This window comes from Citrobacter sp. Cpo103, assembly GCF_030332605.1.
GTDB classification, from domain to species: domain Bacteria; phylum Pseudomonadota; class Gammaproteobacteria; order Enterobacterales; family Enterobacteriaceae; genus Citrobacter; species Citrobacter portucalensis.
This window is the reverse complement of sequence record NZ_JAOWHO010000034.1, coordinates 22,760-48,342: the sequence shown is the minus strand read 5'-3', so window position 1 is coordinate 48,342 and position 25,583 is coordinate 22,760. Positions and strand designations below refer to the sequence as shown.

Below are 25,583 nucleotides of genomic sequence, written 5' to 3'. Positions count from 1 at the left end.
AGGACCGCTCCTATAGAGTGAGCGGTTTTGCTCCTGGTGTATGCTTAACATAGTCAACATGCGTAAGGATGCTTTATGAAAATAGTAATCGCACCAGATTCCTATAAGGAAAGTTTGAGTGCGCTTGAGGTGGCAACGGCTATAGAGCAGGGGTTTCGTGAGATCTGGCCCGATGCGGATTACGTGAAGATTCCGGTTGCAGATGGCGGTGAAGGAACGGTCGAAGCGATGGTTGCCGCAACGCAAGGTCACCTTGTGCATGTTGATGTTACCGGCCCTTTGGGCAACACAATTCAGGCATTTTATGGTTTATCTGGTGATGAGCGCTCGGCGTTTATCGAAATGGCGGCCGCCAGCGGACTGGAACAGGTTCCTGTGGGGTTACGCGATCCGCTGAAAACGACATCCTGGGGAACTGGGGAGTTAATCCGTCATGCGCTGGACGCTGGCGTTGAACATATCATCATTGGGATTGGCGGTAGCGCCACCAATGATGGCGGTGCCGGGATGGCGCAAGCGCTGGGAGCAAAACTGCTGGATGCGCAAAATAACGAAATTGCGCAAGGCGGAATCGGTCTGGAATCTCTGTCCCGGATTGATATTTCTCAGTTAGACAGCCGTCTTGCCGGGTGCTGTATTGAAGTTGCTTGCGATGTGACCAACCCGTTGACTGGAAAAAAGGGCGCATCTGCGGTTTTTGGTCCGCAAAAAGGGGCGACGCCGGAGATGATTACCCGCCTGGATCGGGCGCTCACGCACTATGCGCAACTCATTGCCCGCGATCTGGACGTCAACGTGCTGGATCTGGCCGGTGGTGGTGCGGCTGGTGGTATGGGGGCGGCGCTGTATGCGTTTTGCGGCGCAAAGTTACGCTGCGGTATTGAGATAGTGACCGATGCGTTACACCTTGATGCCTGCGTTGCGGATGCGGATTTAGTTGTCACGGGTGAAGGGCGCATTGATAGTCAGACTATTCACGGTAAGGTTCCGGTTGGCGTGGCGAAGGTCGCAAAGCGTTACAACAAGCCGGTTATCGGTATCGCAGGTAGCCTGACGGCCGATGTCGGTGTGGTCCATGAGCATGGGCTGGATGCGGTTTTCAGCGTCATCTATACCATTTGTACGCTGGATGAAGCGCTAAAGAACGCGAGCGACAACGTGCGAATGACGGCGAGAAACGTGGCTGCAACGCTCAAAGCAGGGCAGCAATTACGCTGAGTTGGAGGTCGTATAAGGCGTTTACGCCGCATTCGGCGATGTGCCCGATGCGCGACGCTTATCGTGCCTACGGTAAACAGCGAAACCTGTAGACCGGATAAGGCGGTCACGCCGCCTTCCGGCAAATATTACCCCAACAGCTTCTTTGCTTCGCGTGCAACGTTGTCCATCTCATCCAGAAGCTCTAAAAACTCAGGTTCCAGCTCTTCTTCTTTGGTTCCACTGCGTAGCTGTTGTTCAATGAGCTGACACAGGTTTTTCATGCGGGGGACACCACTATAACCACAACTGCCGTGCAGCTTGTGAATCATATCCACTAGCCCTTCGGGGTTCTCTCCGACCAGTTGCTCTTCGATTTTGTTACGCACCTCAGGCAGAAAATCGATCAGCATTTGCAGCATATCCCGCGCCAAATCGTTCTTACCCGCGGCTTGCCTTAATGCCAGTTGCCAGTCGAGCGTCGTGTTCGGATTGACGACTGGCTCAAGAGGTTCTGCGGTGAGTGCCCGCAGCGATGTGCTTGCACCCGGTTTGTAACGTAACAGCAGATTATGTAGCTTATCTTCCTCGATAGGCTTCGCCAGGTAATCGTTCATCCCGGCGCTGAGTAGCTTCTCTTTCTGCCCGGCCATGGCGTGTGCGGTGACCGCAATGACAGGTGTCTGCTGTTGATGAGGAAGCTGGTGGATAAGTTCACAAGCGCGAATGCCGTCCATATCAGGCATCTGAATATCCATCAGGATCAGATCAAATTGCATTTGTCTGGCGCGATCCACCGCCTGATGCCCGCTGTCGCAGAGCACGACGTGCTGTACCTTATCTTCCAGCAATGCGCCAATCAGCTTGAGGTTCGCCGGGTTGTCGTCTACCGCCATGACGGTCATCGCGATTTTGCTCTCGTCTACCAGCAGCGGATCCGCGCTGTGGTTCAGCTGACAATACTCTGTCAGCGCAGGCAGTAAGCGGGTTGAGGTGAGCGGTTTCAACAGACACGCCGCCGCGCCGCCCTGTTTTAACTTCTCGGCGTTAATCTGCGCATGGCAAGGGAGGGCCAGTAACAAAAAGTCGGTCATCGCCGCTGCGCTTGCCAGCCGCTCATGCTGCATGGTGAGCGGTTCGCGTAAAGTGACCGGAATGCCGAGCAGCAGAATATCGTAGTGATCCTTCGGCAGCCCGGAGAATGAAGGGCTGTAAATCACCTCCAGCGGTGTTTCACTCAATATATCTAACGTGCATTGTGCGGCGGTGGCGTTAGGTTCGACGTAGGCCAGTCGTTTACCGGCCAGGCAGAGTGTGGTTGAGCGGTCAACGAGAACATTAGGGTTAAGATCGAGGCTGATATGGAACCAGAACGTGGAGCCCCGGTTCGGCTGGCTGTGGAAGGAGATATCCCCACCCATTTCGTTGACCAGTTTTTGCGTAATGACCAGGCCTAGCCCGGTTCCGCCATGACGCCGGGAAATACTGGCATCCGCCTGGCGGAAGGCCTGGAACAGACGGGATTGATCGCGCTCAGGAATGCCGATCCCGGTATCGCGGATTTGTACTTCAATTTGCACTTTCGTGTTACTAAGGGCTCGCTTCTCGACCAGGATGTCGATGTTGCCGCCTTCGGTAAATTTGATGGCATTGCCGACCAGATTGGTGATCACCTGCTGTAAACGCAACGGGTCACCGATGACGTTGTCCGGTACGTCATTCTTAATATTCAGCGTCAGCTCAAGCCCTTTATCATGGGATGAATGTGCTAACAGTGTGACGACATCATCCAGCGTGCTGCGCAGCGGGAACGGAATGCTTTCCAGAATCAGCTTGCCCGCCTCAAGTTTGGAGAAGTCGAGTACATCATTGATGATGGCCAGCAGATTGTTAGCTGAGCGTTCAATGGTATTCAGGTGATCGCGCTGTGTGGTGTTGAGTTCGGTTTTTAGCGTCAGACGGGTGAAGCCAATCACGCCATTCAGCGGTGTTCGCAGCTCGTGGGACATGTTTGCCAGAAACTCAGACTTAATACGTGCCGCTTCCTGGGCGCGTTTCTTCGCCAGATCCAGCTCGACGTTCTGGATTTCCATCTGCTCCAGCGTTTCGCGCAGGTCAGAGGTGGCCTGATCGATGTTGTGCTGCATCTCTTCATGGTAAGCCGCGAGAGACATTGCCATCGAGTTGATGCCATTTTTAAGCATATCCAGCTCGCCCAGCATGAAACCTTCCACGCGGCTGTCGAGCTGTCCTCTACGTATTCGGTCAACGGTATTCACCATATTGCGAATCGGGCCGGTCACGTCGCGCATAAGACGCCAGCCGAAAATTAACGCGATACCAATACAAAACAGCATCATTACGCTGGAGATAAAGATCTCTTTGTACTGCTGCAATCGTACGGACTTAAGGTCCAGCTCAAGCGCCACATACCCCAGCATATTTTTGGTGTTTTTGGCGTCGCTTACGGCGGATTCATCCGGTGAATAGCTTTCCGATATAATAGGGGTTCGCAGGATCATGATATCCCCGTGCCGGGTGACGCTCAGCTTACGGGGAAACGGTGAACCGGTCGCCAACTGCATTTCAGACGGATCGAGATGAAAATTAGAGGTGACGAACAGTCGGTTATTTTCGTCATAAACAGAAATTGCCCGCACGATATCGGAATGGCGACGATGCAGCACGCTGATAAGCTGGCCGATGGATTCCCTGTTTTGCAGGTTCATGCCATATTCGCTGGAGACCGCGAGTGGTTCAATGATGCTGGCACCAGCATCTTCCAGTTGACGCTGCAAGTCGTTATAGCGATGCACAACAAAAAAGATACTGAGCAACAAACCTATCAGGACGGTCGGGGCCAGGATCAGAATCATCATGCGTGCGCGCAGGCTGTAGTTGGTCATGGAGTTCCGTTATGGGACAATTAGGGTCACACTGTTAAATAGAGAAATATCTCGTCGATGGCGCAATTCTACTCTGCAAAACGACGCGTGACGACGCGTCAGATCATAACCGTTACCGTCAATGACCTCGATCCTTTTGGTCAGGGCGTCGCTCGCCATAACGGAAAGGCGTTGTTTATACCGGAATTGCTACCCCAGGAAAGCGCCGAGGTGGTGATTACCGAAGATAAAAAACAGTTTGCCCGCGCGCAAGTAAAACGACGTTTAAACGACAGCCCACAGCGTGAAGTGCCACGTTGCCCGCATTTTGGCGTGTGCGGCGGTTGCCAGCAGCAGCATGCCAGCATCTCATTGCAGCAGCGTAGCAAAAGCGCGGCGTTGTCGCGTTTAATGAAATGTGAGGTGTCGGATGTTATAGCTGATGCCCCGTGGGGCTATCGTCGTCGCGCACGTTTAAGCCTGAACTATCGGCCAAAAGAACAAAAATTGCAGATGGGGTTTCGCAAATCCGGTTCCAGCGACATTATCGATGTCAAACAATGCCCTATTTTGGTGCCCCAGCTTGAGGCGTTATTGCCCCATCTCAGAGCGTGTCTGGAAAGTCTGCAAGGGTTACGCCATCTAGGCCATGTTGAGCTGGTACAGGCGGGAAGCGGAACCCTGATGATTTTGCGCCACACGGCGCCATTGAGTGCTGCGGATAAAGAAAAACTGGAATGCTTTTCGCATTCTCAGGGGCTGTCTTTGTTTCTGGCCCCGCAAAGCGAGATACTGGAATCAATATCAGAAGAATCGCCCTGGTATGACTCAAATGGACTACGGTTAACCTTCAGCCCGCGCGATTTTATTCAGGTCAATGAAGGGGTAAACCAACAAATGGTCGCCCGTGCGCTGGAATGGCTCGATGTACAACCTGAAGATCGTGTACTCGATTTGTTCTGTGGCATGGGCAATTTTACCCTACCGCTGGCAACTCGGGCAGCAAGCGTGGTTGGTGTGGAAGGTGTTCCTGCGTTGGTGGAAAAAGGCCGAGAAAACGCGCTGAATAACGGATTACACAATGTGACATTCTTTCATGAAAACCTTGAGGAAGATGTTACCCGACAGCCGTGGGCGAAAAACGGATTCGACAAAGTATTGCTCGATCCTGCGCGTGCGGGGGCTGCAGGTGTGATGCAACATATTATAAAATTAGAACCTATACGCGTTGTTTATGTATCCTGTAACCCAGCAACGCTGGCTCGTGACAGCGATGCTTTGCTCAACGCTGGATACGCCATACGGCGACTGGCGATGCTCGATATGTTTCCGCACACTGGACACCTGGAATCAATGGTCCTGTTTGAGCGTTTGTAATGAATTTTGTACCCATTGGATTTCGGGTTGTAATGCAGCATGAAAGACAATGGGTAGGGCTTGTCGACTTCGACAGGCCTGGCCCCTTAAGGAGAGGACAATGGTTGCGGTAAGAAGTGCACATATAAATAAAGCTGGTGAGTTTGATCCAAAGAAATGGATCGCGAGTCTGGGGATCTCCAGCCAGCAGTCGTGTGAACGCTTAGCCGAAACCTGGGCGTACTGCCTCCAGCAGACACAGGGGCATCCGGATGCGGATCTGCTGCTGTGGCGTGGCGTGGAGATGGTAGAAATTCTCTCTATGTTGAGCATGGATATCGACACGCTGCGTGCAGCAATGCTGTTCCCTCTGGCTGATGCCAACGTGGTCAGTGAAGACATCCTGCGCGAGAGCGTGGGCAAATCTATTGTTCATCTTATCCACGGTGTGCGTGATATGGCGGCGATACGCCAGCTTAAAGCCACGCATACCGATTCAGTTTCTTCCGAGCAGGTCGATAACGTCCGCCGCATGCTGCTGGCAATGGTAGATGACTTCCGCTGTGTGGTCATCAAGCTGGCAGAGCGGATTGCCCATCTGCGTGAAGTGAAAGACGCGCCGGAAGATGAACGCGTTCTGGCGGCAAAAGAGTGCACCAATATTTATGCGCCGCTGGCCAACCGTTTGGGAATCGGGCAATTAAAATGGGAGCTGGAAGATTATTGCTTTCGTTATCTGCACCCGGCTGAATACAAACGCATAGCCAAGCTGCTGCATGAACGACGTATCGACAGGGAACATTACATTGATGAGTTCGTCGGTCATTTGCGCTCAGAGATGAAAACGGAAGGCGTCAAAGCTGAAGTGTACGGACGTCCGAAGCATATCTACAGTATCTGGCGCAAAATGCAGAAAAAGCAATTAGCCTTCGATGAACTGTTCGATGTACGCGCAGTGCGTATCGTGGCAGAGCGTTTACAGGACTGCTATGCCGCACTCGGGATAGTACATACTCACTATCGCCATCTGCCGGATGAGTTCGATGATTACGTTGCTAATCCGAAACCCAATGGCTACCAGTCAATCCATACGGTTGTGCTGGGGCCGGGCGGGAAAACCATCGAAATTCAGATCCGTACCAAACAGATGCACGAAGATGCCGAACTGGGCGTCGCGGCGCACTGGAAGTACAAAGAGGGTACCGCTTCAGGCGCGGCGCGTTCTGGTCATGAAGATCGCATTGCGTGGCTGCGTAAGCTGATTGCCTGGCAGGAAGAGATGGCGGATTCCGGTGAAATGCTGGATGAAGTCCGTAGCCAGGTCTTTGATGACCGCGTGTACGTCTTTACGCCAAAAGGCGACGTTGTAGACTTACCTGCGGGCTCCACGCCGCTCGATTTTGCTTACCACATTCATAGCGATGTGGGGCATCGATGCATTGGCGCGAAAATTGGTGGGCGCATTGTACCGTTTACCTACCAGCTGCAGATGGGCGATCAAATTGAAATTATCACCCAGAAACAGCCAAACCCAAGCCGCGACTGGTTGAACCCTAACCTTGGCTACGTAACCACCAGTCGTGGGCGTTCGAAGATCCACGCCTGGTTCCGTAAACAGGACCGCGATAAGAACATCCTTGCAGGTCGCCAGATCCTCGACGATGAGTTGGCGCATTTAGGCATCAGCCTGAAAGAGGCGGAAAAACACCTGCTACCGCGCTACAGCTTCAATGAGCTGGACGAGTTGCTGGCGGCGATTGGTGGGGGAGACATCCGCCTCAACCAAATGGTGAACTTCCTGCAGGCGCAGTTTAATAAGCCAAGCGCTGCCGAACAGGATGCCGCCGCACTGAAACAGCTTCAGCAGAAAACGCAGGCACCGCAGAGTCGTCGTAAAGACGACGGTCGTGTGGTGGTGGAAGGGGTAGGTAACCTGATGCACCACATCGCCCGCTGCTGCCAGCCGATTCCAGGCGATGAGATTGTCGGGTTTATTACCCAGGGACGCGGTATTTCCGTGCACCGGGCGGATTGTGAACAGCTGGCTGAGCTGCGCTCCCATGCGCCGGAACGTATTGTTGATGCGGTCTGGGGCGAAAGCTACTCGGCAGGGTATTCGCTGGTGGTTCGCGTCCAGGCCAACGATCGCAGCGGCTTGTTACGTGATATCACCACGATCCTCGCCAACGAGAAGGTGAACGTGCTGGGAGTTGCCAGCCGAAGTGATACCAAACAACAGCTGGCCACCATCGATATGACCATCGAAATTTATAACCTGCAGGTGCTCGGGCGCGTGCTCGGCAAGCTGAACCAGGTACCGGATGTGATCGACGCACGTCGCTTGCACGGTAATTAATGATTTTGTAGGCCGGATAACCTTGTAGGCCTGATAAGACGCGTTAGCGTTGCCATCAGGCATTGCTATGTTGCTGGATGTCGGTTGTCGCGTTATCCGGTCTACTATATTGAAATTTCAGGACATTCCAATGAATCAAATCGACCGACTGCTCGGTATTATGCAGCGCCTGCGCGACCCGGAAAACGGCTGTCCGTGGGACAAAGAGCAGACATTCTCTACTATTGCTCCTTACACTCTCGAAGAAACCTATGAAGTGCTGGACGCGATTGCGCGTGAAGACTTTGACGACCTGCGCGGAGAGCTGGGCGACCTGCTGTTCCAGGTGGTGTTTTACGCCCAGATGGCGCAGGAAGAAGGACGCTTCAACTTTGATGATATTTGTGCTGCGATAAGCGATAAGCTTGAACGCCGTCATCCACATGTTTTTGCTGATGTTTCTGCCAGTAACAGTACTGAGGTTTTGACCCGCTGGGAAAAAATCAAAAGTGAAGAACGCGCCCAGAAGGCACAGCATTCCGCACTCGACGATATTCCCCGCAGTTTACCGGCATTAATGCGCGCCCAAAAAATCCAGAAACGCTGCTCAAATGTTGGTTTCGACTGGAAAACATTAGGACCGGTTGTCGACAAGGTTTACGAAGAGATCGACGAAGTCATGTTTGAGGCTAAGCAGGCTGTTGTCGACCAGGCTAAACTGGAGGAGGAAATGGGCGATCTGCTGTTTGCTACGGTCAATATGGCCCGGCATTTAGGCACTAAAGCAGAGACCGCATTGCAGAAAGCGAACGAGAAGTTTGAGCGGCGTTTTCGTGAAGTTGAGCGAATTGTGGCTTCGCGCGGTCTGGAAATGACTGGTGTTGATCTGGAAACTATGGAAGAAGTCTGGCAACAGGTAAAACGGCAGGAAATTGATCTCTAAGGGATTTCGTCGGTCAAGGGCGATTTGTGTGATTTTTTAAATAACAAGCGCTTGATTTACGTCAAAAACATTTACCCCAAAGGGGCTATTTTCTCACTCCCGATGTTAATGTGAGCCTGGTGAAGAGGAGGAATAATGAAAGTTTGTGGCGCTCGTCATGTTCGGGTATACTACTTTCCCGTCTTGGTAATTCCATCGTTTCACCCTAACTTCTCAGGTCCAGCATGACAACGAACTATATTTTTGTGACCGGCGGGGTCGTATCCTCTCTGGGAAAAGGCATTGCCGCAGCCTCCCTGGCAGCCATTCTTGAAGCCCGTGGCCTCAATGTAACCATGATGAAACTGGATCCGTACATCAACGTCGATCCAGGTACTATGAGCCCAATCCAACACGGGGAAGTGTTCGTTACCGAAGACGGCGCTGAAACCGACCTGGACCTGGGTCACTATGAGCGTTTCATTCGTACCAAAATGAGCCGCCGCAACAACTTCACTACGGGTCGTATCTACTCCGACGTTCTGCGTAAAGAACGCCGTGGCGACTACCTGGGCGCAACAGTTCAGGTTATCCCGCACATCACGAATGCCATTAAAGAGCGCGTTCTGGAAGGCGGTGAAGGTCATGATGTTGTTCTGGTCGAAATCGGCGGAACCGTTGGGGATATCGAATCTCTGCCGTTCCTTGAAGCGATTCGCCAGATGGCCGTAGAAATTGGCCGTGAGCACACGCTGTTTATGCATCTGACGCTGGTTCCGTACATGGCGGCGGCAGGTGAAGTCAAAACTAAACCGACTCAGCACTCTGTAAAAGAGCTGCTTTCTATCGGTATTCAGCCAGATATCCTGATTTGCCGCTCCGATCGCGCAGTTCCGGCTAATGAACGTGCAAAAATTGCATTGTTCTGTAACGTTCCGGAAAAAGCGGTGATTTCTCTGAAAGATGTCGATTCCATCTATAAAATCCCGGGCCTGTTGAAATCTCAGGGCCTTGACGATTATATTTGTAAACGATTCAGCTTGAACTGTCCGGAAGCTAATCTGTCAGAATGGGAACAGGTTATCTACGAAGAAGCGAATCCGGCAGGCGAAGTGACTATCGGTATGGTCGGCAAGTACATTGAACTGCCGGATGCCTATAAGTCAGTTATCGAAGCGCTGAAGCACGGTGGTCTGAAGAATCGTGTCACCGTCAACATCAAGCTGATCGATTCGCAAGATGTCGAAACGCGTGGCGTTGAGATCCTGAAAGGTCTTGATGCCATCCTGATCCCTGGCGGCTTCGGCTACCGCGGTGTTGAAGGTAAAATCGCGACGGCGCGTTTTGCGCGTGAGAACAATATTCCTTATCTGGGCATTTGCCTGGGTATGCAGGTTGCGTTGATTGAGTTTGCACGTAACGTAGTGGGTATGGACAACGCCAACTCCACGGAATTTGTGCCAGACTGTAAGTACCCGGTGGTGGCCCTGATTACCGAATGGCGCGATGAAGACGGCAACGTCGAAGTCCGTACAGAGAAGAGCGATCTGGGCGGCACAATGCGCCTTGGCGCGCAGCAGTGTCAGTTGAGCGACGATAGCCTGGTTCGTCAACTGTACGGCGCGCCGACAATTGTTGAACGCCATCGCCACCGTTATGAAGTCAACAATATGCTGTTGAAACAGATTGAAGCTGCGGGTCTGCGTATTGCAGGCCGTTCCGGTGATGATCAGTTGGTCGAGATCATTGAGGTACCGAATCATCCGTGGTTCGTGGCCTGTCAGTTCCACCCGGAATTTACTTCCACGCCACGTGATGGGCACCCGCTGTTTGCCGGCTTTGTGAAAGCCGCCAGTGAACATCAGAAGCGTCAGGCGAAGTAAGAAGTAAATAAGTTAGAACGGCAATGCACCCATTAGGGTGCATTGTTTGTCTGGAGTTTTAGTTTAACTTGTACTGAGGAAAATCTAATGTCCAAAATCGTTAAAATCATCGGTCGTGAAATCATCGACTCCCGTGGTAACCCGACTGTTGAAGCCGAAGTACACCTGGAAGGTGGTTTCGTTGGTATGGCAGCAGCTCCGTCAGGTGCTTCTACTGGTTCCCGCGAAGCACTGGAACTGCGCGATGGCGACAAATCCCGTTTCATGGGTAAAGGCGTACTGAAAGCTGTTGCAGCTGTTAACGGCCCAATTGCTCAGGCTCTGCTGGGTAAAGATGCTAAAGATCAGGCTGGCATCGACAAGATCATGATCGATCTGGACGGTACTGAAAACAAATCCAACTTCGGTGCAAACGCCATCCTGGCTGTGTCCCTGGCGAACGCCAAAGCAGCAGCAGCTGCAAAAGGCCTGCCGCTGTATGCACACATCGCTGAACTGAACGGTACTCCGGGTAAATACTCCATGCCGGTTCCGATGATGAACATCATCAACGGTGGTGAGCACGCTGACAACAACGTCGACATCCAGGAATTCATGATTCAGCCGGTTGGCGCTAAGACTCTGAAAGAAGCCGTTCGTATGGGTTCTGAAGTGTTCCACAACCTGGCTAAAGTTCTGAAAGCTAAAGGTATGAACACTGCAGTTGGTGACGAAGGTGGCTACGCGCCGAACCTGGGTTCCAACGCTGAAGCTCTGGCTGTAATCGCTGAAGCGGTTAAAGCAGCTGGCTACGAGCTGGGCAAAGACATCACCCTGGCGATGGACTGTGCAGCTTCTGAATTCTACAAAGACGGTAAATACGTTCTGGCTGGCGAAGGCAACAAAGCATTCACCTCCGAAGAATTCACTCACTTCCTGGAAGAACTGACCAAACAGTACCCGATCGTGTCCATCGAAGATGGTCTGGACGAGTCTGACTGGGACGGTTTCGCATACCAGACTAAAGTACTGGGCGACAAAATCCAGCTGGTTGGTGACGATCTGTTCGTAACTAACACCAAGATCCTGAAAGAAGGCATCGAAAAAGGCATCGTTAACTCCATCCTGATCAAATTCAACCAGATCGGTTCTCTGACCGAAACTCTGGCTGCGATCAAAATGGCGAAAGACGCTGGCTACACCGCTGTCATCTCTCACCGTTCTGGCGAAACTGAAGACGCTACCATCGCTGACCTGGCTGTTGGTACCGCTGCAGGCCAGATCAAAACTGGTTCTATGAGCCGTTCTGACCGCGTTGCTAAGTACAACCAGCTGATTCGTATCGAAGAAGCTCTGGGTGAACAAGCACCGTACAACGGTCGTAAAGAGATCAAAGGTCAGGCGTAATCCTGTTCTTTAACTCTTAACGTAAAAACCCGCTGCGGCGGGTTTTTTTATGCCCTTAAAGCAGTAGAGGAAGGGTTGCGCTGGCGGTTTGCTGGCTCACATCACTGTACTTTTCATCCAGAGCAATCAGCGACGTAGTCAGTAGTTCTACCAACAGCATCACTCCCACCTTGGCGTTTAGCGCGCCAGCACTCAACGGACCTTCTGGTTTGGCTGCGACCAGTTGAATATCGCTCAGCGAAGCCAACGGGCTGCGCGGCGTATTACTTAACGCCAGTACGCGCACGCCTTGCTTACGCGCCAGTTTAACGACATGCAGTAGATCGCGCGTCGAACCTGAACTGGAAATCGCTACCACCAGCGTGTCTTTGTTAAGCGTTGTGGCGTTCATGGCTGCACGATGCATGTCACTGAACAATTGTGCAGGTTTGCCGAGGCGCAGGAGTTTGTAATGTAAATACTCCCCCAGTATAGCGCTGGCCGCTACGCCATAAATCTGTACCGACTGGGCCTGATGCAGTGCCAAAGCGGCGGATTCCAGTAATGTCCTGTCGAGTAATTTTGCTGTGTCCTGCAACGCTTGTACGGATTCATTGACCACATTGTCAATTTCATCCCCGCTGTGCTCTACCGGCTGTCCTTGCTGGAGATCGAGTGCCAGCGCCATTTTGAATTCGTTATAACCCTTACACCCAAGTGCGCGGCACAGACGTGTGACGCTCGCCTCGCTGGTGTCGCTTTCACGCGCCAGTTCGGTAATCGTCAGGTAGACAACTTTTGCCGGATCGCTGAGCACAAACTCTCCCAGCTTCTGCTGTGTTCGGCTATATCCGTCAACGCCCTGGCGCAATCTCAGCAGCAGGTTTTCATTTTCTGACATGCAAAATCCTTAATGCGTTTCTCTGTTGATAGTGTGGCGGAAAGCAGGGGAGAGATGCCAGTCATTTTAAAAAAGTATGATCGGCTTCCTGGATTTTGATGATAATTTTCATTATCTATATTAAATATGATAAAAATTTTCATCATTAATCGGAGAGATGAAAAAATGATGCAAATGTTTAGCGGCGCTTCATCGGGCGCATGGTTCGAAAAGGCACAGCGGTTCGGCAAATCGTTCATGCTGCCGATTGCGGTACTGCCTGCTGCGGGGCTGTTGTTAGGGATTGGCGGCGCGCTGTCGAATCCAAACACATTGACTGCTTATCCATTTTTGGACGTTGACTGGTTACAGGCAATTTTCACGATCATGACCAGCGCAGGTTCTATTGTGTTTGCCAACCTGTCGGTGCTTTTTGCGGTAGGTGTCGCAGTAGGACTGGCGAAAACGGATAAAGGCACCGCCGGGCTTGCGGCATTGCTGGCATTTCTGGTGATGAACGCCACCATCAACGCTTTATTGACGCTCAACGGAACGCTGGCGCACGAGAATCCCGGTGCCGTAGGCCAGGGGATGACGCTGGGTATTCAGACACTGGAAACGGGTGTGTTCGGTGGGGTGGTGATTGGGCTTGTCACCTGCGCGCTGCATAGCCGTTTCAATAAAGTCTCATTACCTCAGTTCCTTGGTTTCTTCAGCGGTTCGCGCTTTGTACCGATTATTAGCTCCCTTGCCGCGATTGTCGTGGGTGCGGTCATGACGGTGGTTTGGCCGCATTTCCAGAAACTCATTTTTGGACTGGGTGGTCTGGTGGATGCGACAGGCTATCTGGGGACGCTGTTGTATGGCTTCATCCTGCGTATGCTTGGCCCACTGGGTTTACACCATATCTTTTATTTGCCGTTCTGGACGACAGCGCTTGGCGGAAGTGAAATCGTCAACGGCCAGTTAGTTGAAGGTACTCAGCGTATTTTCTTCGCGCAACTTGCCGATCCGAATACGCAGCAGTTCTATGCGGGCACCTCGCGCTTTATGTCCGGGCGCTTCATCACCATGATGTTTGGCCTGCTTGGCGCATGTCTGGCGATGTACCACACCGCCAGGCCTGAGAACAGAAAACTTGTCGCTGGTCTGCTGTTGTCAGCGGCCCTGACCTCTTTCCTGACAGGTATCACTGAGCCTATCGAGTTCTCCTTCCTGTTTGTCGCACCCGTGTTATACGTCATTCACGCCTTCTTCGATGGTCTGGCGTTTATGATGGCGCATATTTTACATATCACCATCGGGCAAACCTTTTCGGGTGGGCTTATCGATTTCCTCCTTTTCGGCGTGCTACAGGGGGAAGCTAAAACCAACTGGATGTACGTCCCCATGGTGGGGATCCCGTGGTTCTTCCTTTACTACTTCACCTTCCGCTATTTGATTAACCGCTTTAACTGGTTGACACCAGGTCGTGAAAACGCAGCGCCGACTGAATCCGGCCTGCCGCAGAGTGAGCGAGCTGCGGCAGTGATCGCCGGGCTGGGAGGCAAAGAGAATCTGGAAGAGGTGGATTGTTGCGCCACACGCCTGCGCGTGACGGTGAAAGAGAGCAGCAAGGTCGATGAAGCGGCGCTGAAAGCGACCGGAGCCCGTGGCGTCATTATTCGCGGCAACGGGGTTCAGGTGATTTATGGCCCGCATGTCACCATCATTAAAAACGAAGTCGAAGAGATCTTATCGTAATGAAAACTGTACTGGATTCCCTGAAAGGTAAATTAATTGTCTCCTGTCAGGCGCTGGAAAATGAGCCCCTGCACAGCCCGTTTATTATGTCACGTATGGCGCTGGCGGCAGCGCAGGGCGGTGCGGTAGGTATTCGTGCGAACAGCGTGGTGGACATTCGCGCGATCAAAGAGAGTGTCTCCCTGCCGGTGATTGGGATTATCAAGCGTGATTATCCGGGTAGCGATGTGTTTATCACGGCCACTTTGCAGGAAGTCGATGAACTGATGACCGTTGAGCCGGAAATTATTGCTCTGGATGCGACAGCGCGCCCGCGCCCCGGTGGGCAATCGCTGGAAGAACTGGTCACGCAAATCCGCGCTCGTTACCCGTCCGTACTGCTGATGGCGGATATCGCCACCGTAGACGAAGCGGTGACCGCTGAGCGCCTGGGTTTTGACTGTGTGGGCACTACGCTCTACGGTTATACCGCTGACACTGCCGGGCATGTGCTGGCGGAAAACGACTGCGGTTTTTTACGTGATGTGTTGGCTGCAGTTAGCGTACCGGTTGTGGCAGAAGGAAACGTCGATACCCCTGAACGTGCTGCACGATGCCTGGCATTAGGCGCTCATACCGTGGTGGTTGGTGGAGCTATCACGCGCCCGCAGCAGATAACGGCACGCTTTGTCGCGGCGATCGCCTCGTAAAGCATCGATGGGGCATGATACTTTGGCGGGGATCTGCGATAATTATCGTTTATCCCCATATTGAGAGCGCTATGCAGTACCCGATTAACGAGATGTTCCAGACCCTGCAAGGTGAGGGTTACTTTACCGGCGTCCCCGCCATTTTTATTCGTTTACAGGGATGCCCGGTTGGCTGTGCCTGGTGCGATACCAAACACACCTGGGATAAGCTTGAGGATCGGGAAGTCTCCCTTTACAGCATCCTGGCTAAGACCAAAGAGAGCGATAAATGGGGTGCTGCGAGCAGCGAAGATCTGCTGGCGGTCATTTCGCGTCAGGGCTATACCGCCCGTCACGTGGTGATCACCGGTGGCGAGCCCTGCATTCATGACCTGATGCCGCTGACGGATCTGCTGGAAAAGAACGGCTTTAGCTGCCAGATAGAGACCAGCGGCACGCACGAAGTACGCTGTACGCCGAATACCTGGGTGACCGTATCGCCGAAGGTGAATATGCGCGGTGGCTATGATGTGCTGTCACAGGCACTGGAGCGCGCGAATGAAATCAAGCATCCGGTTGGCCGTGTCCGCGATATTGAAGCGCTGGATGAACTGCTGGCGACGTTGAGTGACGATAAACCGCGAATCATCGCCTTACAGCCAATCAGCCAGAAAGAGGATGCGACGCGTTTGTGCATTGATACCTGTATTGCGCGAAACTGGCGTCTGTCGATGCAAACCCATAAGTATCTGAATATTGCCTGATAACTGTGCCGGGGGCGTTTCGCTTACCCGGCCATAGTTTATTGCTCAATGCAGGCCGGAGAAGATGCGTTGCCATCCGGCAAGCCTACAATCACTCGCCGCGATAAACGCAGCCCGCTGTGCAGGTCTCTTTCACCATTACAGCACTCAGCAGAGGGACCACAGGTTTAACCTGATCCCAAATCCATTTGGCCAGCACTTCGCTGGTTGGATTTTCTAAGCCAGGAATATCGTTCAAATAGTAGTGATCGAGTCTGTCGTAAGTCGGCTTAAACGCGGCTTTTAACTCAGCAAAATCCATGATCCAACCGGTATGCGGATCGACTTCACCGGTAATTTCAAGACGCACCATAAATGAGTGACCATGCAGGCGGCCACACTTATGCCCTTCCGGTACATGCGGCAGGTGGTGAGCGGCTTCGAAGGTGAAATCTTTAAACAAGGTGGTGGACATTATTTACTCTCAAGAATGCGAAAAACCGCGGTAGGGTACCGTAAAGAGGAAATTTTATCATTATTTAAAAGGGTGCTGAGTATCAGAACGATTCATTCATGACGTTAATATTTGGTAATTTTTTATATATCAAATGCTTATATAATCTGTTTTGCAGTTAATAACTATAACTAAAACAGGTTAGTCCATTTGGTTATTTGTTATTTCCATCCCTTCTTTAGTTGTTACTATCCCCGCCGTTAACCTTATCTTCAGTTTGGGTTTTATTGCTGAAATCCGCTTTGCTTACTGGAACATGACAACGCATGACGACACAGGCCCCACCTTCTGCTTTGCTACCGCTAAACCCGGAGCAACTGGCACGCCTTCAGGCGGCCACGACCGATTTCACTCCCGCACAGCTTGCGTGGGTTTCTGGCTATTTTTGGGGCGTGCTGAATCAGCAGCCTGGCAGCAACGCGGTGGCGCCTGCGCCTGTCGCTGAAATGCCAGGCATTACGCTTATCTCCGCCTCACAAACCGGTAATGCGCGCCGAGTGGCGGAAGCCCTGCGCGATGATCTGATCGCCGCGAAGCTCAACGTCACTCTCATCAACGCTGGCGACTATAAATTCAAACAAATCGCCAATGAAAAACTGCTGATCGTGGTGGCGTCAACGCAAGGGGAAGGTGAGCCGGCGGAAGAAGCCGTGGCGTTGCATAAATTCCTGTTCTCGAAAAAAGCGCCAAAGCTTGATAACACTGCTTTTGCCGTGTTTGGTCTTGGCGACACCTCTTATGAGTTTTTCTGCCAGGCAGGAAAAGACTTCGATACCAAATTGGCTGAGCTGGGTGGTGAACGTCTGCTCGATCGTGTAGATGCCGACGTCGAATACCAGGCCGCCGCTGCGCAGTGGCGTGCTCGCCTCGTTGATGTCCTGAAAGCGCGTGCGCCTGCGGCACCGTCTGTGCAAGTTGCCGCGAGCGGTGCAGTAAATGAAGTACACACCAGCCTATACACCAAAGAAGCGCCGCTGACGGCGTCGCTTGCGGTGAATCAGAAAATTACCGGCCGCGACTCTGAAAAAGACGTGCGCCATATTGAGATTGATTTAGGCGATTCCGGCCTGCGTTATCAACCGGGCGATGCGCTGGGCGTCTGGTATCAGAATGACCCGGCTCTGGTTAAAGAACTGGTTGAACTGCTGTGGCTGAAAGGTGATGAGCCGGTCACGGTTGAAGGCAAAACCCTGTCGCTTGCTGAAGCGTTGCAGTGGCATTTCGAGCTGACGGTTAACACCGGCAATATCGTAGAAAACTATGCCACCTTAACCCGCAGCGAAACTTTGCTGCCGTTAGTGGGTGACAAAGCACAGTTGCAGCATTACGCCGCAACCACGCCCATCGTCGATATGGTGCGCTTCTCTCCGGCGCAACTGGATGCTCAGGCGTTAGTTGATCTTCTGCGTCCGCTGACGCCGCGTTTGTACTCCATTGCTTCTTCCCTGGCGGAAGTGGAAAGCGAAGTGCACGTTACCGTGGGTGTGGTGCGTTATGAGATAGAAGGTCGCGCCCGTGCTGGTGGTGCTTCCAGTTTCCTTGCCGACCGCGTGGAAGAAGAAGGTGAAGTTCGTGTGTTCATTGAACACAACGACAACTTCCGTCTGCCGGCGAACCCGCAGACGCCGGTAATTATGATTGGACCGGGTACGGGGATTGCGCCGTTCCGTGCATTCATGCAGCAACGTGCGGCTGACGGAGCCGAAGGCAAAAACTGGCTGTTTTTTGGTAACCCACACTTTACCGAAGATTTCCTGTATCAGGTGGAATGGCAGCGTTACGTCAAAGAGGGCGTACTGAGCCGTATCGATCTCGCCTGGTCCCGCGATCAAAAAGAAAAAGTCTACGTACAAGATAAACTGCGCCAACAGGGCGCGGAACTGTGGCGCTGGATTAACGACGGTGCGCACATTTATGTCTGCGGCGACGCCAATCGCATGGCGAAAGACGTTGAGCAGGCGTTGTTGGAAGTGATTGCCGAATTCGGTGGTATGGATATCGAAGCGGCGGATGAATTTTTAAGTGAGCTGCGCATTGAGCGCCGTTATCAGCGAGATGTCTACTAATGAGCGAAAAACATCCAGGACCATTGGTGGTCGAAGGCAAACTGTCCGACGCTGAGCGTATGAAGCTGGAAAGCAACTATCTGCGCGGTACCATTGCCGAAGATTTAAACGACGGCCTGACCGGCGGGTTTAAAGGCGACAACTTCCTGCTGATCCGTTTTCACGGTATGTACCAGCAGGATGACCGTGATATCCGCGCCGAACGTGCCGAGCAAAAGCTGGAGCCGCGTCACGCGATGCTGCTGCGCTGTCGTCTGCCGGGGGGGGTGATCACCACCAAGCAGTGGCAGGCGATCGATAAGTTCGCCCATGACAACACCATTTACGGCAGCATTCGTCTGACCAACCGTCAGACCTTCCAGTTTCACGGCATTCTGAAGAAGAACGTTAAGCCGGTACACCAGATGCTGCATTCCGTCGGGCTTGACGCTTTGGCGACCGCCAACGACATGAACCGTAACGTGCTGTGCACCTCCAACCCGTATGAATCTGAGCTGCACGCGGAAGCCTACGAGTGGGCGAAAAAGATCTCCGAACATCTGCTGCCGCGAACCCGCGCCTATGCAGAGATCTGGCTGGATCAGGAAAAAGTCGCGACCACCGACGAAGAGCCGATCCTCGGTCAAACCTATCTGCCGCGTAAGTTTAAAACCACGGTCGTGATCCCACCGCAGAACGACATCGATCTGCACGCCAACGACATGAACTTCGTGGCGATTGCGGAAAACGGCAAGCTGGTGGGCTTTAATCTGCTGGTGGGCGGTGGATTGTCGATTGAGCACGGCAATAAGAAAACCTATGCCCGTACGGCAAGCGAGTTTGGTTATCTGCCGCTTGAGCATACGCTGGCCGTGGCTGAGGCGGTGGTGACCACGCAGCGTGACTGGGGTAACCGTACCGATCGTAAAAACGCGAAAACCAAATACACGCTGGAACGCGTAGGCATTGAGACCTTTAAAGCTGAAGTTGAGCGCCGCGCGGGGATCAAATTTGAGCCGATCCGCCCGTACGAGTTTACCGGTCGCGGCGATCGTATCGGCTGGGTGAAAGGGATCGACAATAAATGGCACCTGACGTTGTTTATTGAAAACGGCCGTATCCTCGATTATCCGGGCCGACCGCTGAAAACCGGTCTGCTTGAGATCGCGAAGATCCACAAAGGTGAGTTCCGCATTACCGCGAACCAGAACCTGATCATTGCCGGTGTTCCTGAGAGTGAAAAGGCGAAGATCGAAAAGATTGCGCAGAAGAGTGGCTTAATGAACGCGGTCACTCCGCAGCGTGAAAACTCGATGGCCTGCGTCTCGTTCCCGACCTGTCCGCTGGCGATGGCGGAAGCTGAGCGTTTCCTGCCAACGTTTATCGACAACATCGACACGCTGATGGCGAAGCACAGCCTGAGTGATGAAAACATTGTCATGCGCGTGACCGGCTGCCCGAACGGTTGTGGTCGTGCGATGCTGGCGGAAGTTGGTCTGGTGGGTAAAGCTCCCGGGCGTTATAACCTCCATTTAGGGGGCAACCGTATCGGAACCCGAATTCCCCGGATGTTTAAAGAGAACATCACCGAGCCGGAAATTCTGGCATCGCTGGATGAACTGATTGGGCGCTGGGCGAAAGAGCGCGAAGCGGGTGAAGGCTTCGGTGACTTTACGGTGCGTGCGGGCATTATTCGCCCGGTGCTCGATCCAGCGCGTGATTTCTGGGAATAACCTGAATTGCCGGATGGCGGCATAAATGCCTTATCCGGCCTACAGCCTGCGTAGGCCTGATAAGCGAAGCGCCATCAGGCAAGGCATACAGTGAGGAACTTATGTCCCAACTCGATCTAAACAAGCTAAACGAACTGCCAAAAGTGGATCGCGTATTAGCGCTGGCCGAAACCAACGCCCAGCTGGAAAAACTGAGCGCCGAGGATCGCGTAGCATGGGCGTTGGAAAACCTGCCTGGTGAATATGTACTGTCATCAAGTTTTGGTATCCAGGCGGCAGTGAGCCTGCATCTGGTAAATCAGATTCGCCCGGATATCCCGGTGATCCTCACCGATACTGGCTACCTGTTCCCGGAAACCTATCAGTTTATTGATGAGTTAACGGACAAGCTTAAGCTTAATCTGCAAGTCTACCGGGCGAAGGAAAGTGCGGCCTGGCAGGAAGCGCGCTACGGCAAACTGTGGGAGCAGGGCGTTGAAGGTATTGAAAAATACAATGACATCAACAAAGTCGAGCCGATGAACCGGGCGCTGCAGGAGCTGAACGCGCAAACCTGGTTTGCCGGTCTGCGTCGAGAGCAATCGGGCAGTCGTGCGCATTTGCCGGTGCTGGCTATCCAGCGCGGTGTGTTTAAAGTTCTGCCGATCATCGACTGGGATAACCGTACGGTTTACCAGTATCTGCAAAAACACGGTTTGAAATACCATCCGTTGTGGGATCAGGGCTATCTGTCGGTAGGCGATACCCACACCACCCGCAAATGGGAACCGGGTATGGCGGAAGAAGAGACGCGTTTCTTCGGATTGAAGCGTGAGTGCGGACTGCACGAAGGGTAACAGGAAAGGGGGCCGGTAAGATTTACATCCTACCGGATCCCTTCTTCAGGATTTACCCGCTTTTGCCAGTTCTTTTACCAGTGGCAGCATAATGCGTACCACGTCGCGGCTACGGTGCTCTATCCGGCCCGGTAACGCTTTATCGATATGCTGCTGATTATCCAGTCGCACATCGTGCCAGCTGTTGCCTGCCGGGAATGAGGCGCTTTTGGCGCGCTGCTGATAGCCATCTTTCTTGCCCAGGTTCCAGTTGGTCGCTTCAACGGAGAGAACGGCAATCCCCGCGTTGTCGAAGACCTCTGCATCGTTACAACATCCAGTGCCTTTCGGATAGTCTTTGTTCAGACCTGGATTGGTGCTGGCAACGATACCGCGGCTGTGCGCGATAGCCAGTGCCCGGTCGCGCGTCAGTTTTCGCACCGCTTCCGGGGTTTTCTTACCGCTATTGAAATAGAGCTTATCGCCGACGATCAGATTATCGAGGTTGATAACCAGCAGCGTGTTTTTCTTCTCGGCGGCGCTCATTCGCTTCAGGATGTTCTCCGCGCCCAGTTTGCCTTCTTCCTCGCCGCTGGTGGCGATAAATCGAATACCGTATTGCGTCGGCACGTTTTTGAGTTTTTCTGCCAGTTCCAGCATTACGCCAACACCTGCGGCGTTGTCATCGATACCTTGCAGGGTTAATCCACCCAGATTGGCATCGGAATCGGCGTCGCTTTGTGCGGCGTAGGTGTCGAGGTGCGCCATAATAATAATCTGCTGCGGCGCTTTACCTTCATGTGCTGCAATAACGGTGCTTCCCGTTACGTTATGCCAGTTTTTACGGTTATCTTTGGCGGTATAAACATAACGGCTATTAAACGTCCGAATATCGCTGCTATAGCCCATCTGCTGAAATTGTTGACGTATATAATCAGCAGACAACATTTCAGCCGGAGATCCCGTCACGCGGCCAGGGAAAAACGTTGCGATATATCGAGCCTGGGTATTTGCGATATCTCCGGGCTGCGAAGATGTTGCCTGTGCGGGAAAGATGAAGCACGCGCCGAGCGCCAGGGCGGTAGTCAGGTGGCGCGATGCGAGAAACATAATGAGTCCTTAAGAGCCTATCCCATTTGGCTATTTTATTTGTCATTTTGAATCCGGGCAGTGCTCACAATCCTCACGTACTGCATGTACGCTCCGGTTGTTCCGCGCTGTCCGTATCCAAACTGACAGCAACAATGTACGCCTAATGGGATAGGCTCTGAATACCAAGCAGAAATTTTTAGCCGCTAGTATGAAACCGTGATCGAGGTAAAACAATTTCATTTGCTCCTAAATGCCCGAATTCCGGTAGCTTAAGCACTTTTTGATATTTGCTTTTCCGGATCGTTATTCCTTTGAGGAACTACTCATTCCAATTCGTAATTTCATTCGCCCTCCAGCCCTCCCTATAGTCAGGTTATCTGAGCATCGTTAGCAAAATAACGGCATTACATAGGAACGGTTATGGATCAAAAACGACTTACCCACCTGCGGCAACTGGAAGCGGAGAGCATCCATATCATTCGTGAGGTGGCCGCCGAGTTTTCTAATCCGGTGATGATGTATTCCATCGGCAAAGATTCCAGCGTAATGCTGCATCTGGCGCGTAAAGCGTTTTATCCGGGCACGCTGCCGTTCCCATTGCTGCACGTTGATACTGGCTGGAAATTCAGCGAAATGTACGAGTTTCGTGACCGCACGGCGAAAGCCTACGGCTGCGAACTGCTGGTGCATAAAAACCCGGAAGGGGTGGCGATGGGCATCAACCCGTTTGTCCACGGTAGCGCCAAGCATACCGACATTATGAAAACTGAAGGGCTGAAGCAGGCACTGAATAAATACGGTTTCGATGCCGCGTTTGGCGGTGCTCGTCGTGACGAAGAGAAATCACGTGCCAAAGAGCGCATTTACTCTTTCCGCGATCGTTTTCATCGCTGGGACCCGAAAAACCAACGCCCGGAGCTGTGGCATAACTACAACGGGCAGATTAACAAAGGCGAAAGCATTCGCGTCTTCCCGCTCTCTAACTGGACTGAACAGGATATCTGGCAATACATCTGGCTGGAAAATATCGACATCGTGCCGCTGTATCTGGCGGCGGAGCGTCCGGTGCTGGAACGCGACGGCATGCTGATGATGATTGATGACGACAGAATCGATCTGCAGCCCGGGGAAGTGATTAAAAAACGCATGGTGCGTTTCCGTACGCTCGGCTGCTGGCCGCTGACAGGCGCGGTGGAGTCGAATGCGCAGACGCTGCCGGAAATTATCGAAGAGATGCTGGTCTCAACCACCAGTGAACGTCAGGGCCGCGTGATTGACCGCGACCAGGCGGGCTCCATGGAGCTGAAGAAACGTCAGGGGTATTTCTAAGGAGCCGCCATGAACACGACACTTGCACAACAAATTGCTAATGAAGGCGGCGTTGAAGCCTGGATGGTTGCCCAGCAACACAAAAGTCTGCTGCGTTTTTTAACCTGCGGTAGCGTGGATGACGGGAAAAGTACCCTGATTGGCCGTCTGCTGCACGACACGCGTCAGATTTATGAAGACCAGCTTTCATCGCTGCACAATGACAGTAAACGTCACGGCACTCAGGGCGAAAAGCTCGATCTGGCGTTATTGGTTGACGGCTTGCAGGCCGAGCGCGAGCAGGGCATCACCATCGACGTGGCGTACCGTTATTTCTCTACCGAGAAGCGTAAATTTATTATTGCGGACACTCCCGGACATGAGCAGTACACCCGTAACATGGCGACCGGTGCGTCGACCTGCGATCTGGCGATCCTATTGATCGATGCGCGTAAAGGCGTGCTGGATCAGACTCGTCGTCACAGTTTTATCTCCACGCTGCTTGGGATCAAACACCTGGTGGTGGCGATCAACAAAATGGATCTGGTGGACTTTAGCGAAGAGACATTTAACCGCATTCGCGAAGACTATCTTACTTTTGCTGAACAACTGCCGGGCAGTCTGGATATCCGGTTTGTGCCGCTCTCTGCACTGGAAGGCGATAACGTGGCTTCGCAAAGCGCCAGTATGCCGTGGTACAGCGGTCCGACGCTGCTGGAAGTGCTGGAAACCGTTGAGATCCAGCGCATTGTTGATACTCAGCCGATGCGCTTCCCGGTGCAGTATGTGAACCGACCGAATCTGGATTTCCGTGGTTATGCCGGAACGCTGGCCTCCGGTAGCGTCAAGGTCGGACAGCGCGTCAAAGTGCTGCCGTCCGGCGTGGAGTCGAGCGTGGCGCGGATCGTAACCTTTGATGGCGATTTACAGGAAGCGCATGCGGGTGAAGCGATCACCCTGGTGCTGAAAGATGAGATCGATATCAGCCGGGGCGACCTGCTGCTTGATGCCGGTGAAACGCTGCCGGCAGTACAAAGCGCAGCTGTTGATGTGGTGTGGATGGCGGAACAACCGTTGTCGCCCGGGCAGAGCTACGACATAAAAGTCGCAGGCAAGAAGACCCGCGCACGCGTAGATAGCGTGCAGTATCAGGTCGATATAAACAACCTGACCCAACGTGACGTTGAAGCGCTGCCACTGAATGGCATCGGTCTGGTTAATCTGACTTTTGATGAGCCGCTGGTGCTGGATACCTATCAGCAGAATCCGGTTACGGGTGGGCTGATTATCATTGATCGCCTGACTAACGTTACCGTTGGCGCGGGGCTGGTGCGTGAACCAATCGTCCAGGAGCTTGCCACAGCTTCTCAGTTCAGCGCGTTTGAGCTGGAGCTTAATGCACTGGTGCGTCGCCACTTCCCACACTGGGGTGCGCGCGATCTGCTGGGAGGAAAATAATGGCGCTGCATGACGAAAACGTCGTCTGGCATGCCCATCCTGTTACACCGCAACAGCGGGAACAACGCCACGGTCATCGTGGTGTTGTGCTGTGGTTTACCGGGCTGTCAGGTTCTGGTAAATCCACGGTAGCAGGAGCGCTGGAAGAGGCGCTGCATAAGCTAGGGGTGAGCACCTATCTGCTGGATGGCGATAACGTGCGTCACGGTCTGTGCAGCGATCTTGGGTTTAGCGATGCCGATCGCAAGGAGAATATTCGTCGGGTTGGTGAAGTGGCTAATCTAATGGTAGACGCCGGCCTGGTGGTGTTGACTGCGTTTATCTCTCCACATCGCGCCGAGCGAAAAATGGTTCGCGAGCGCGTGGGCGAAGGGCGTTTTATTGAGGTTTTTGTCGATACGCCATTAGCAACGTGTGAAGCACGCGATCCAAAAGGGCTGTATAAAAAAGCGCGAGCGGGGGAATTGCGCAATTTCACCGGAATTGACTCGGTTTACGAAGCGCCTGAATCGCCAGAGATTCATCTTGATGGTGAACAATTGGTAACAAATTTGGTTCCTCAATTATTAGACCTGCTGAGGCAGGAAGATATTATCAGATCCTGAGACACCCGAGCTTGCATGCCCGGTCAGTCACAGTCA

At 52.8% G+C, this 25,583-nt stretch carries 19 protein-coding genes; 15 read left to right on the top strand and 4 right to left on the bottom strand.

Features of this window, described 5'->3' with window-relative positions:
- Positions 1–75: 75 nt before the first annotated feature.
- On the top strand, positions 76–1,218 hold the full coding sequence (locus OGX89_RS15795) for a glycerate kinase (protein ID WP_003825686.1): 1,143 nt from the start codon (positions 76–78) through the stop codon (positions 1,216–1,218).
- A 128-nt stretch (positions 1,219–1,346) separates the two neighbouring features.
- On the opposite strand, the gene barA is transcribed toward OGX89_RS15795, so the two are convergent.
- Entirely contained in the window at positions 1,347–4,103 is a 2,757-nt protein-coding gene (barA, locus tag OGX89_RS15790; protein WP_003825687.1) for a two-component sensor histidine kinase BarA, read from the bottom strand.
- Between the two features lie 57 nt (positions 4,104–4,160).
- On the opposite strand from barA, the gene rlmD reads away from it, so the two are divergent.
- From rlmD to eno, 5 genes are all read left to right on the top strand, one after another.
- Positions 4,161–5,459 (top strand): 23S rRNA (uracil(1939)-C(5))-methyltransferase RlmD, encoded by a 1,299-nt coding sequence (rlmD, locus tag OGX89_RS15785; RefSeq protein WP_008785684.1) that lies wholly within the window; start codon positions 4,161–4,163, stop codon positions 5,457–5,459.
- A gap of 100 nt (positions 5,460–5,559) precedes the next feature.
- Complete coding sequence (gene relA / locus OGX89_RS15780; RefSeq protein WP_003825690.1) at positions 5,560–7,794, top strand: GTP diphosphokinase; 2,235 nt, start codon at positions 5,560–5,562, stop codon at positions 7,792–7,794.
- Between the two features lie 130 nt (positions 7,795–7,924).
- Positions 7,925–8,716 (top strand): nucleoside triphosphate pyrophosphohydrolase, encoded by a 792-nt coding sequence (mazG, locus tag OGX89_RS15775; RefSeq protein WP_003825693.1) that lies wholly within the window; start codon positions 7,925–7,927, stop codon positions 8,714–8,716.
- A gap of 224 nt (positions 8,717–8,940) precedes the next feature.
- Positions 8,941–10,578 (top strand): glutamine hydrolyzing CTP synthase, encoded by a 1,638-nt coding sequence (gene pyrG / locus OGX89_RS15770; RefSeq protein ID WP_003034127.1) that lies wholly within the window; start codon positions 8,941–8,943, stop codon positions 10,576–10,578.
- Between the two features lie 87 nt (positions 10,579–10,665).
- Complete coding sequence (gene eno / locus OGX89_RS15765) at positions 10,666–11,964, top strand: phosphopyruvate hydratase (RefSeq protein ID WP_003034129.1); 1,299 nt, start codon at positions 10,666–10,668, stop codon at positions 11,962–11,964.
- Between the two features lie 55 nt (positions 11,965–12,019).
- On the opposite strand, the gene OGX89_RS15760 is transcribed toward eno, so the two are convergent.
- Positions 12,020–12,844 carry a MurR/RpiR family transcriptional regulator gene (locus OGX89_RS15760; protein WP_063940947.1) on the bottom strand — a complete coding sequence of 275 codons (825 nt, stop codon included), beginning with the start codon at positions 12,842–12,844 and terminating at the stop codon, positions 12,020–12,022.
- Positions 12,845–13,009: 165 nt separating this feature from the next.
- Between OGX89_RS15760 and OGX89_RS15755 the strand changes: the two genes are divergently transcribed.
- The 3 genes from OGX89_RS15755 to queE all read left to right on the top strand — a co-directional run bounded on the left by OGX89_RS15755 (position 13,010) and on the right by queE (position 15,998).
- Positions 13,010–14,566 (top strand): maltose/glucose-specific PTS transporter subunit IIC, encoded by a 1,557-nt coding sequence (locus OGX89_RS15755; RefSeq protein WP_003825703.1) that lies wholly within the window; start codon positions 13,010–13,012, stop codon positions 14,564–14,566.
- Complete coding sequence (locus OGX89_RS15750) at positions 14,566–15,255, top strand: N-acetylmannosamine-6-phosphate 2-epimerase (RefSeq protein WP_126956664.1); 690 nt, start codon at positions 14,566–14,568, stop codon at positions 15,253–15,255. The genes OGX89_RS15755 and OGX89_RS15750 overlap by 1 nt, the downstream gene beginning before the upstream one ends.
- 71 nt (positions 15,256–15,326) lie before the next feature.
- Positions 15,327–15,998 carry a 7-carboxy-7-deazaguanine synthase QueE gene (gene queE, locus OGX89_RS15745; RefSeq protein ID WP_003034139.1) on the top strand — a complete coding sequence of 224 codons (672 nt, stop codon included), beginning with the start codon at positions 15,327–15,329 and terminating at the stop codon, positions 15,996–15,998.
- 91 nt (positions 15,999–16,089) lie between these two features.
- On the opposite strand, the gene queD is transcribed toward queE, so the two are convergent.
- Positions 16,090–16,452 carry a 6-carboxytetrahydropterin synthase QueD gene (gene queD / locus OGX89_RS15740; RefSeq protein WP_003825707.1) on the bottom strand — a complete coding sequence of 121 codons (363 nt, stop codon included), beginning with the start codon at positions 16,450–16,452 and terminating at the stop codon, positions 16,090–16,092.
- A 305-nt stretch (positions 16,453–16,757) separates the two neighbouring features.
- Here queD and cysJ point away from each other — a divergent pair, with 305 nt between their 5' ends.
- The 3 genes from cysJ to cysH all read left to right on the top strand — a co-directional run bounded on the left by cysJ (position 16,758) and on the right by cysH (position 21,105).
- Entirely contained in the window at positions 16,758–18,557 is a 1,800-nt protein-coding gene (gene cysJ, locus OGX89_RS15735) for an NADPH-dependent assimilatory sulfite reductase flavoprotein subunit (protein WP_126956666.1), read from the top strand.
- On the top strand, positions 18,557–20,269 hold the full coding sequence (gene cysI, locus OGX89_RS15730; RefSeq protein ID WP_003825711.1) for an assimilatory sulfite reductase (NADPH) hemoprotein subunit: 1,713 nt from the start codon (positions 18,557–18,559) through the stop codon (positions 20,267–20,269). Before cysJ ends, cysI begins: the two co-directional genes overlap by 1 nt.
- 101 nt (positions 20,270–20,370) lie before the next feature.
- On the top strand, positions 20,371–21,105 hold the full coding sequence (cysH, locus tag OGX89_RS15725) for a phosphoadenosine phosphosulfate reductase (RefSeq protein ID WP_003825712.1): 735 nt from the start codon (positions 20,371–20,373) through the stop codon (positions 21,103–21,105).
- Positions 21,106–21,150: 45 nt separating this feature from the next.
- Here cysH and OGX89_RS15720 read toward each other — a convergent pair whose 3' ends face one another.
- Entirely contained in the window at positions 21,151–22,194 is a 1,044-nt protein-coding gene (locus OGX89_RS15720) for an aminopeptidase (protein WP_003825714.1), read from the bottom strand.
- Between the two features lie 402 nt (positions 22,195–22,596).
- Here OGX89_RS15720 and cysD point away from each other — a divergent pair, with 402 nt between their 5' ends.
- Genes cysD through cysC form a run of 3 tightly spaced genes read left to right on the top strand, consistent with a single transcriptional unit; the run spans position 22,597 to position 25,547 of the window.
- Positions 22,597–23,505, top strand: a complete 909-nt coding sequence (gene cysD, locus OGX89_RS15715; RefSeq protein ID WP_003034152.1) for a sulfate adenylyltransferase subunit CysD — start codon at positions 22,597–22,599, stop codon at positions 23,503–23,505.
- A 9-nt stretch (positions 23,506–23,514) separates the two neighbouring features.
- Positions 23,515–24,942 (top strand): sulfate adenylyltransferase subunit CysN, encoded by a 1,428-nt coding sequence (gene cysN, locus OGX89_RS15710; RefSeq protein ID WP_126956668.1) that lies wholly within the window; start codon positions 23,515–23,517, stop codon positions 24,940–24,942.
- On the top strand, positions 24,942–25,547 hold the full coding sequence (gene cysC / locus OGX89_RS15705; protein ID WP_003034157.1) for an adenylyl-sulfate kinase: 606 nt from the start codon (positions 24,942–24,944) through the stop codon (positions 25,545–25,547). The genes cysN and cysC overlap by 1 nt, the downstream gene beginning before the upstream one ends.
- Positions 25,548–25,583 lie beyond the last annotated feature (36 nt).

Bases quoted from the DNA above. Each gene is read 5' to 3' on its own strand.
- OGX89_RS15795 (WP_003825686.1), top strand. From the start codon at position 76: ATGAAAATAGTAATCGCACCAGATTCCTATAAGGAAAGTTTGAGTGCG.
- barA (WP_003825687.1), bottom strand. From the start codon at position 4,103: ATGACCAACTACAGCCTGCGCGCACGCATGATGATTCTGATCCTGGCC.
- rlmD (WP_008785684.1), top strand. From the start codon at position 4,161: ATGGCGCAATTCTACTCTGCAAAACGACGCGTGACGACGCGTCAGATC.
- relA (WP_003825690.1), top strand. From the start codon at position 5,560: ATGGTTGCGGTAAGAAGTGCACATATAAATAAAGCTGGTGAGTTTGAT.
- mazG (WP_003825693.1), top strand. From the start codon at position 7,925: ATGAATCAAATCGACCGACTGCTCGGTATTATGCAGCGCCTGCGCGAC.
- pyrG (WP_003034127.1), top strand. From the start codon at position 8,941: ATGACAACGAACTATATTTTTGTGACCGGCGGGGTCGTATCCTCTCTG.
- eno (WP_003034129.1), top strand. From the start codon at position 10,666: ATGTCCAAAATCGTTAAAATCATCGGTCGTGAAATCATCGACTCCCGT.
- OGX89_RS15760 (WP_063940947.1), bottom strand. From the start codon at position 12,844: ATGTCAGAAAATGAAAACCTGCTGCTGAGATTGCGCCAGGGCGTTGAC.
- OGX89_RS15755 (WP_003825703.1), top strand. From the start codon at position 13,010: ATGATGCAAATGTTTAGCGGCGCTTCATCGGGCGCATGGTTCGAAAAG.
- OGX89_RS15750 (WP_126956664.1), top strand. From the start codon at position 14,566: ATGAAAACTGTACTGGATTCCCTGAAAGGTAAATTAATTGTCTCCTGT.
- queE (WP_003034139.1), top strand. From the start codon at position 15,327: ATGCAGTACCCGATTAACGAGATGTTCCAGACCCTGCAAGGTGAGGGT.
- queD (WP_003825707.1), bottom strand. From the start codon at position 16,452: ATGTCCACCACCTTGTTTAAAGATTTCACCTTCGAAGCCGCTCACCAC.
- cysJ (WP_126956666.1), top strand. From the start codon at position 16,758: ATGACGACACAGGCCCCACCTTCTGCTTTGCTACCGCTAAACCCGGAG.
- cysI (WP_003825711.1), top strand. From the start codon at position 18,557: ATGAGCGAAAAACATCCAGGACCATTGGTGGTCGAAGGCAAACTGTCC.
- cysH (WP_003825712.1), top strand. From the start codon at position 20,371: ATGTCCCAACTCGATCTAAACAAGCTAAACGAACTGCCAAAAGTGGAT.
- OGX89_RS15720 (WP_003825714.1), bottom strand. From the start codon at position 22,194: ATGTTTCTCGCATCGCGCCACCTGACTACCGCCCTGGCGCTCGGCGCG.
- cysD (WP_003034152.1), top strand. From the start codon at position 22,597: ATGGATCAAAAACGACTTACCCACCTGCGGCAACTGGAAGCGGAGAGC.
- cysN (WP_126956668.1), top strand. From the start codon at position 23,515: ATGAACACGACACTTGCACAACAAATTGCTAATGAAGGCGGCGTTGAA.
- cysC (WP_003034157.1), top strand. From the start codon at position 24,942: ATGGCGCTGCATGACGAAAACGTCGTCTGGCATGCCCATCCTGTTACA.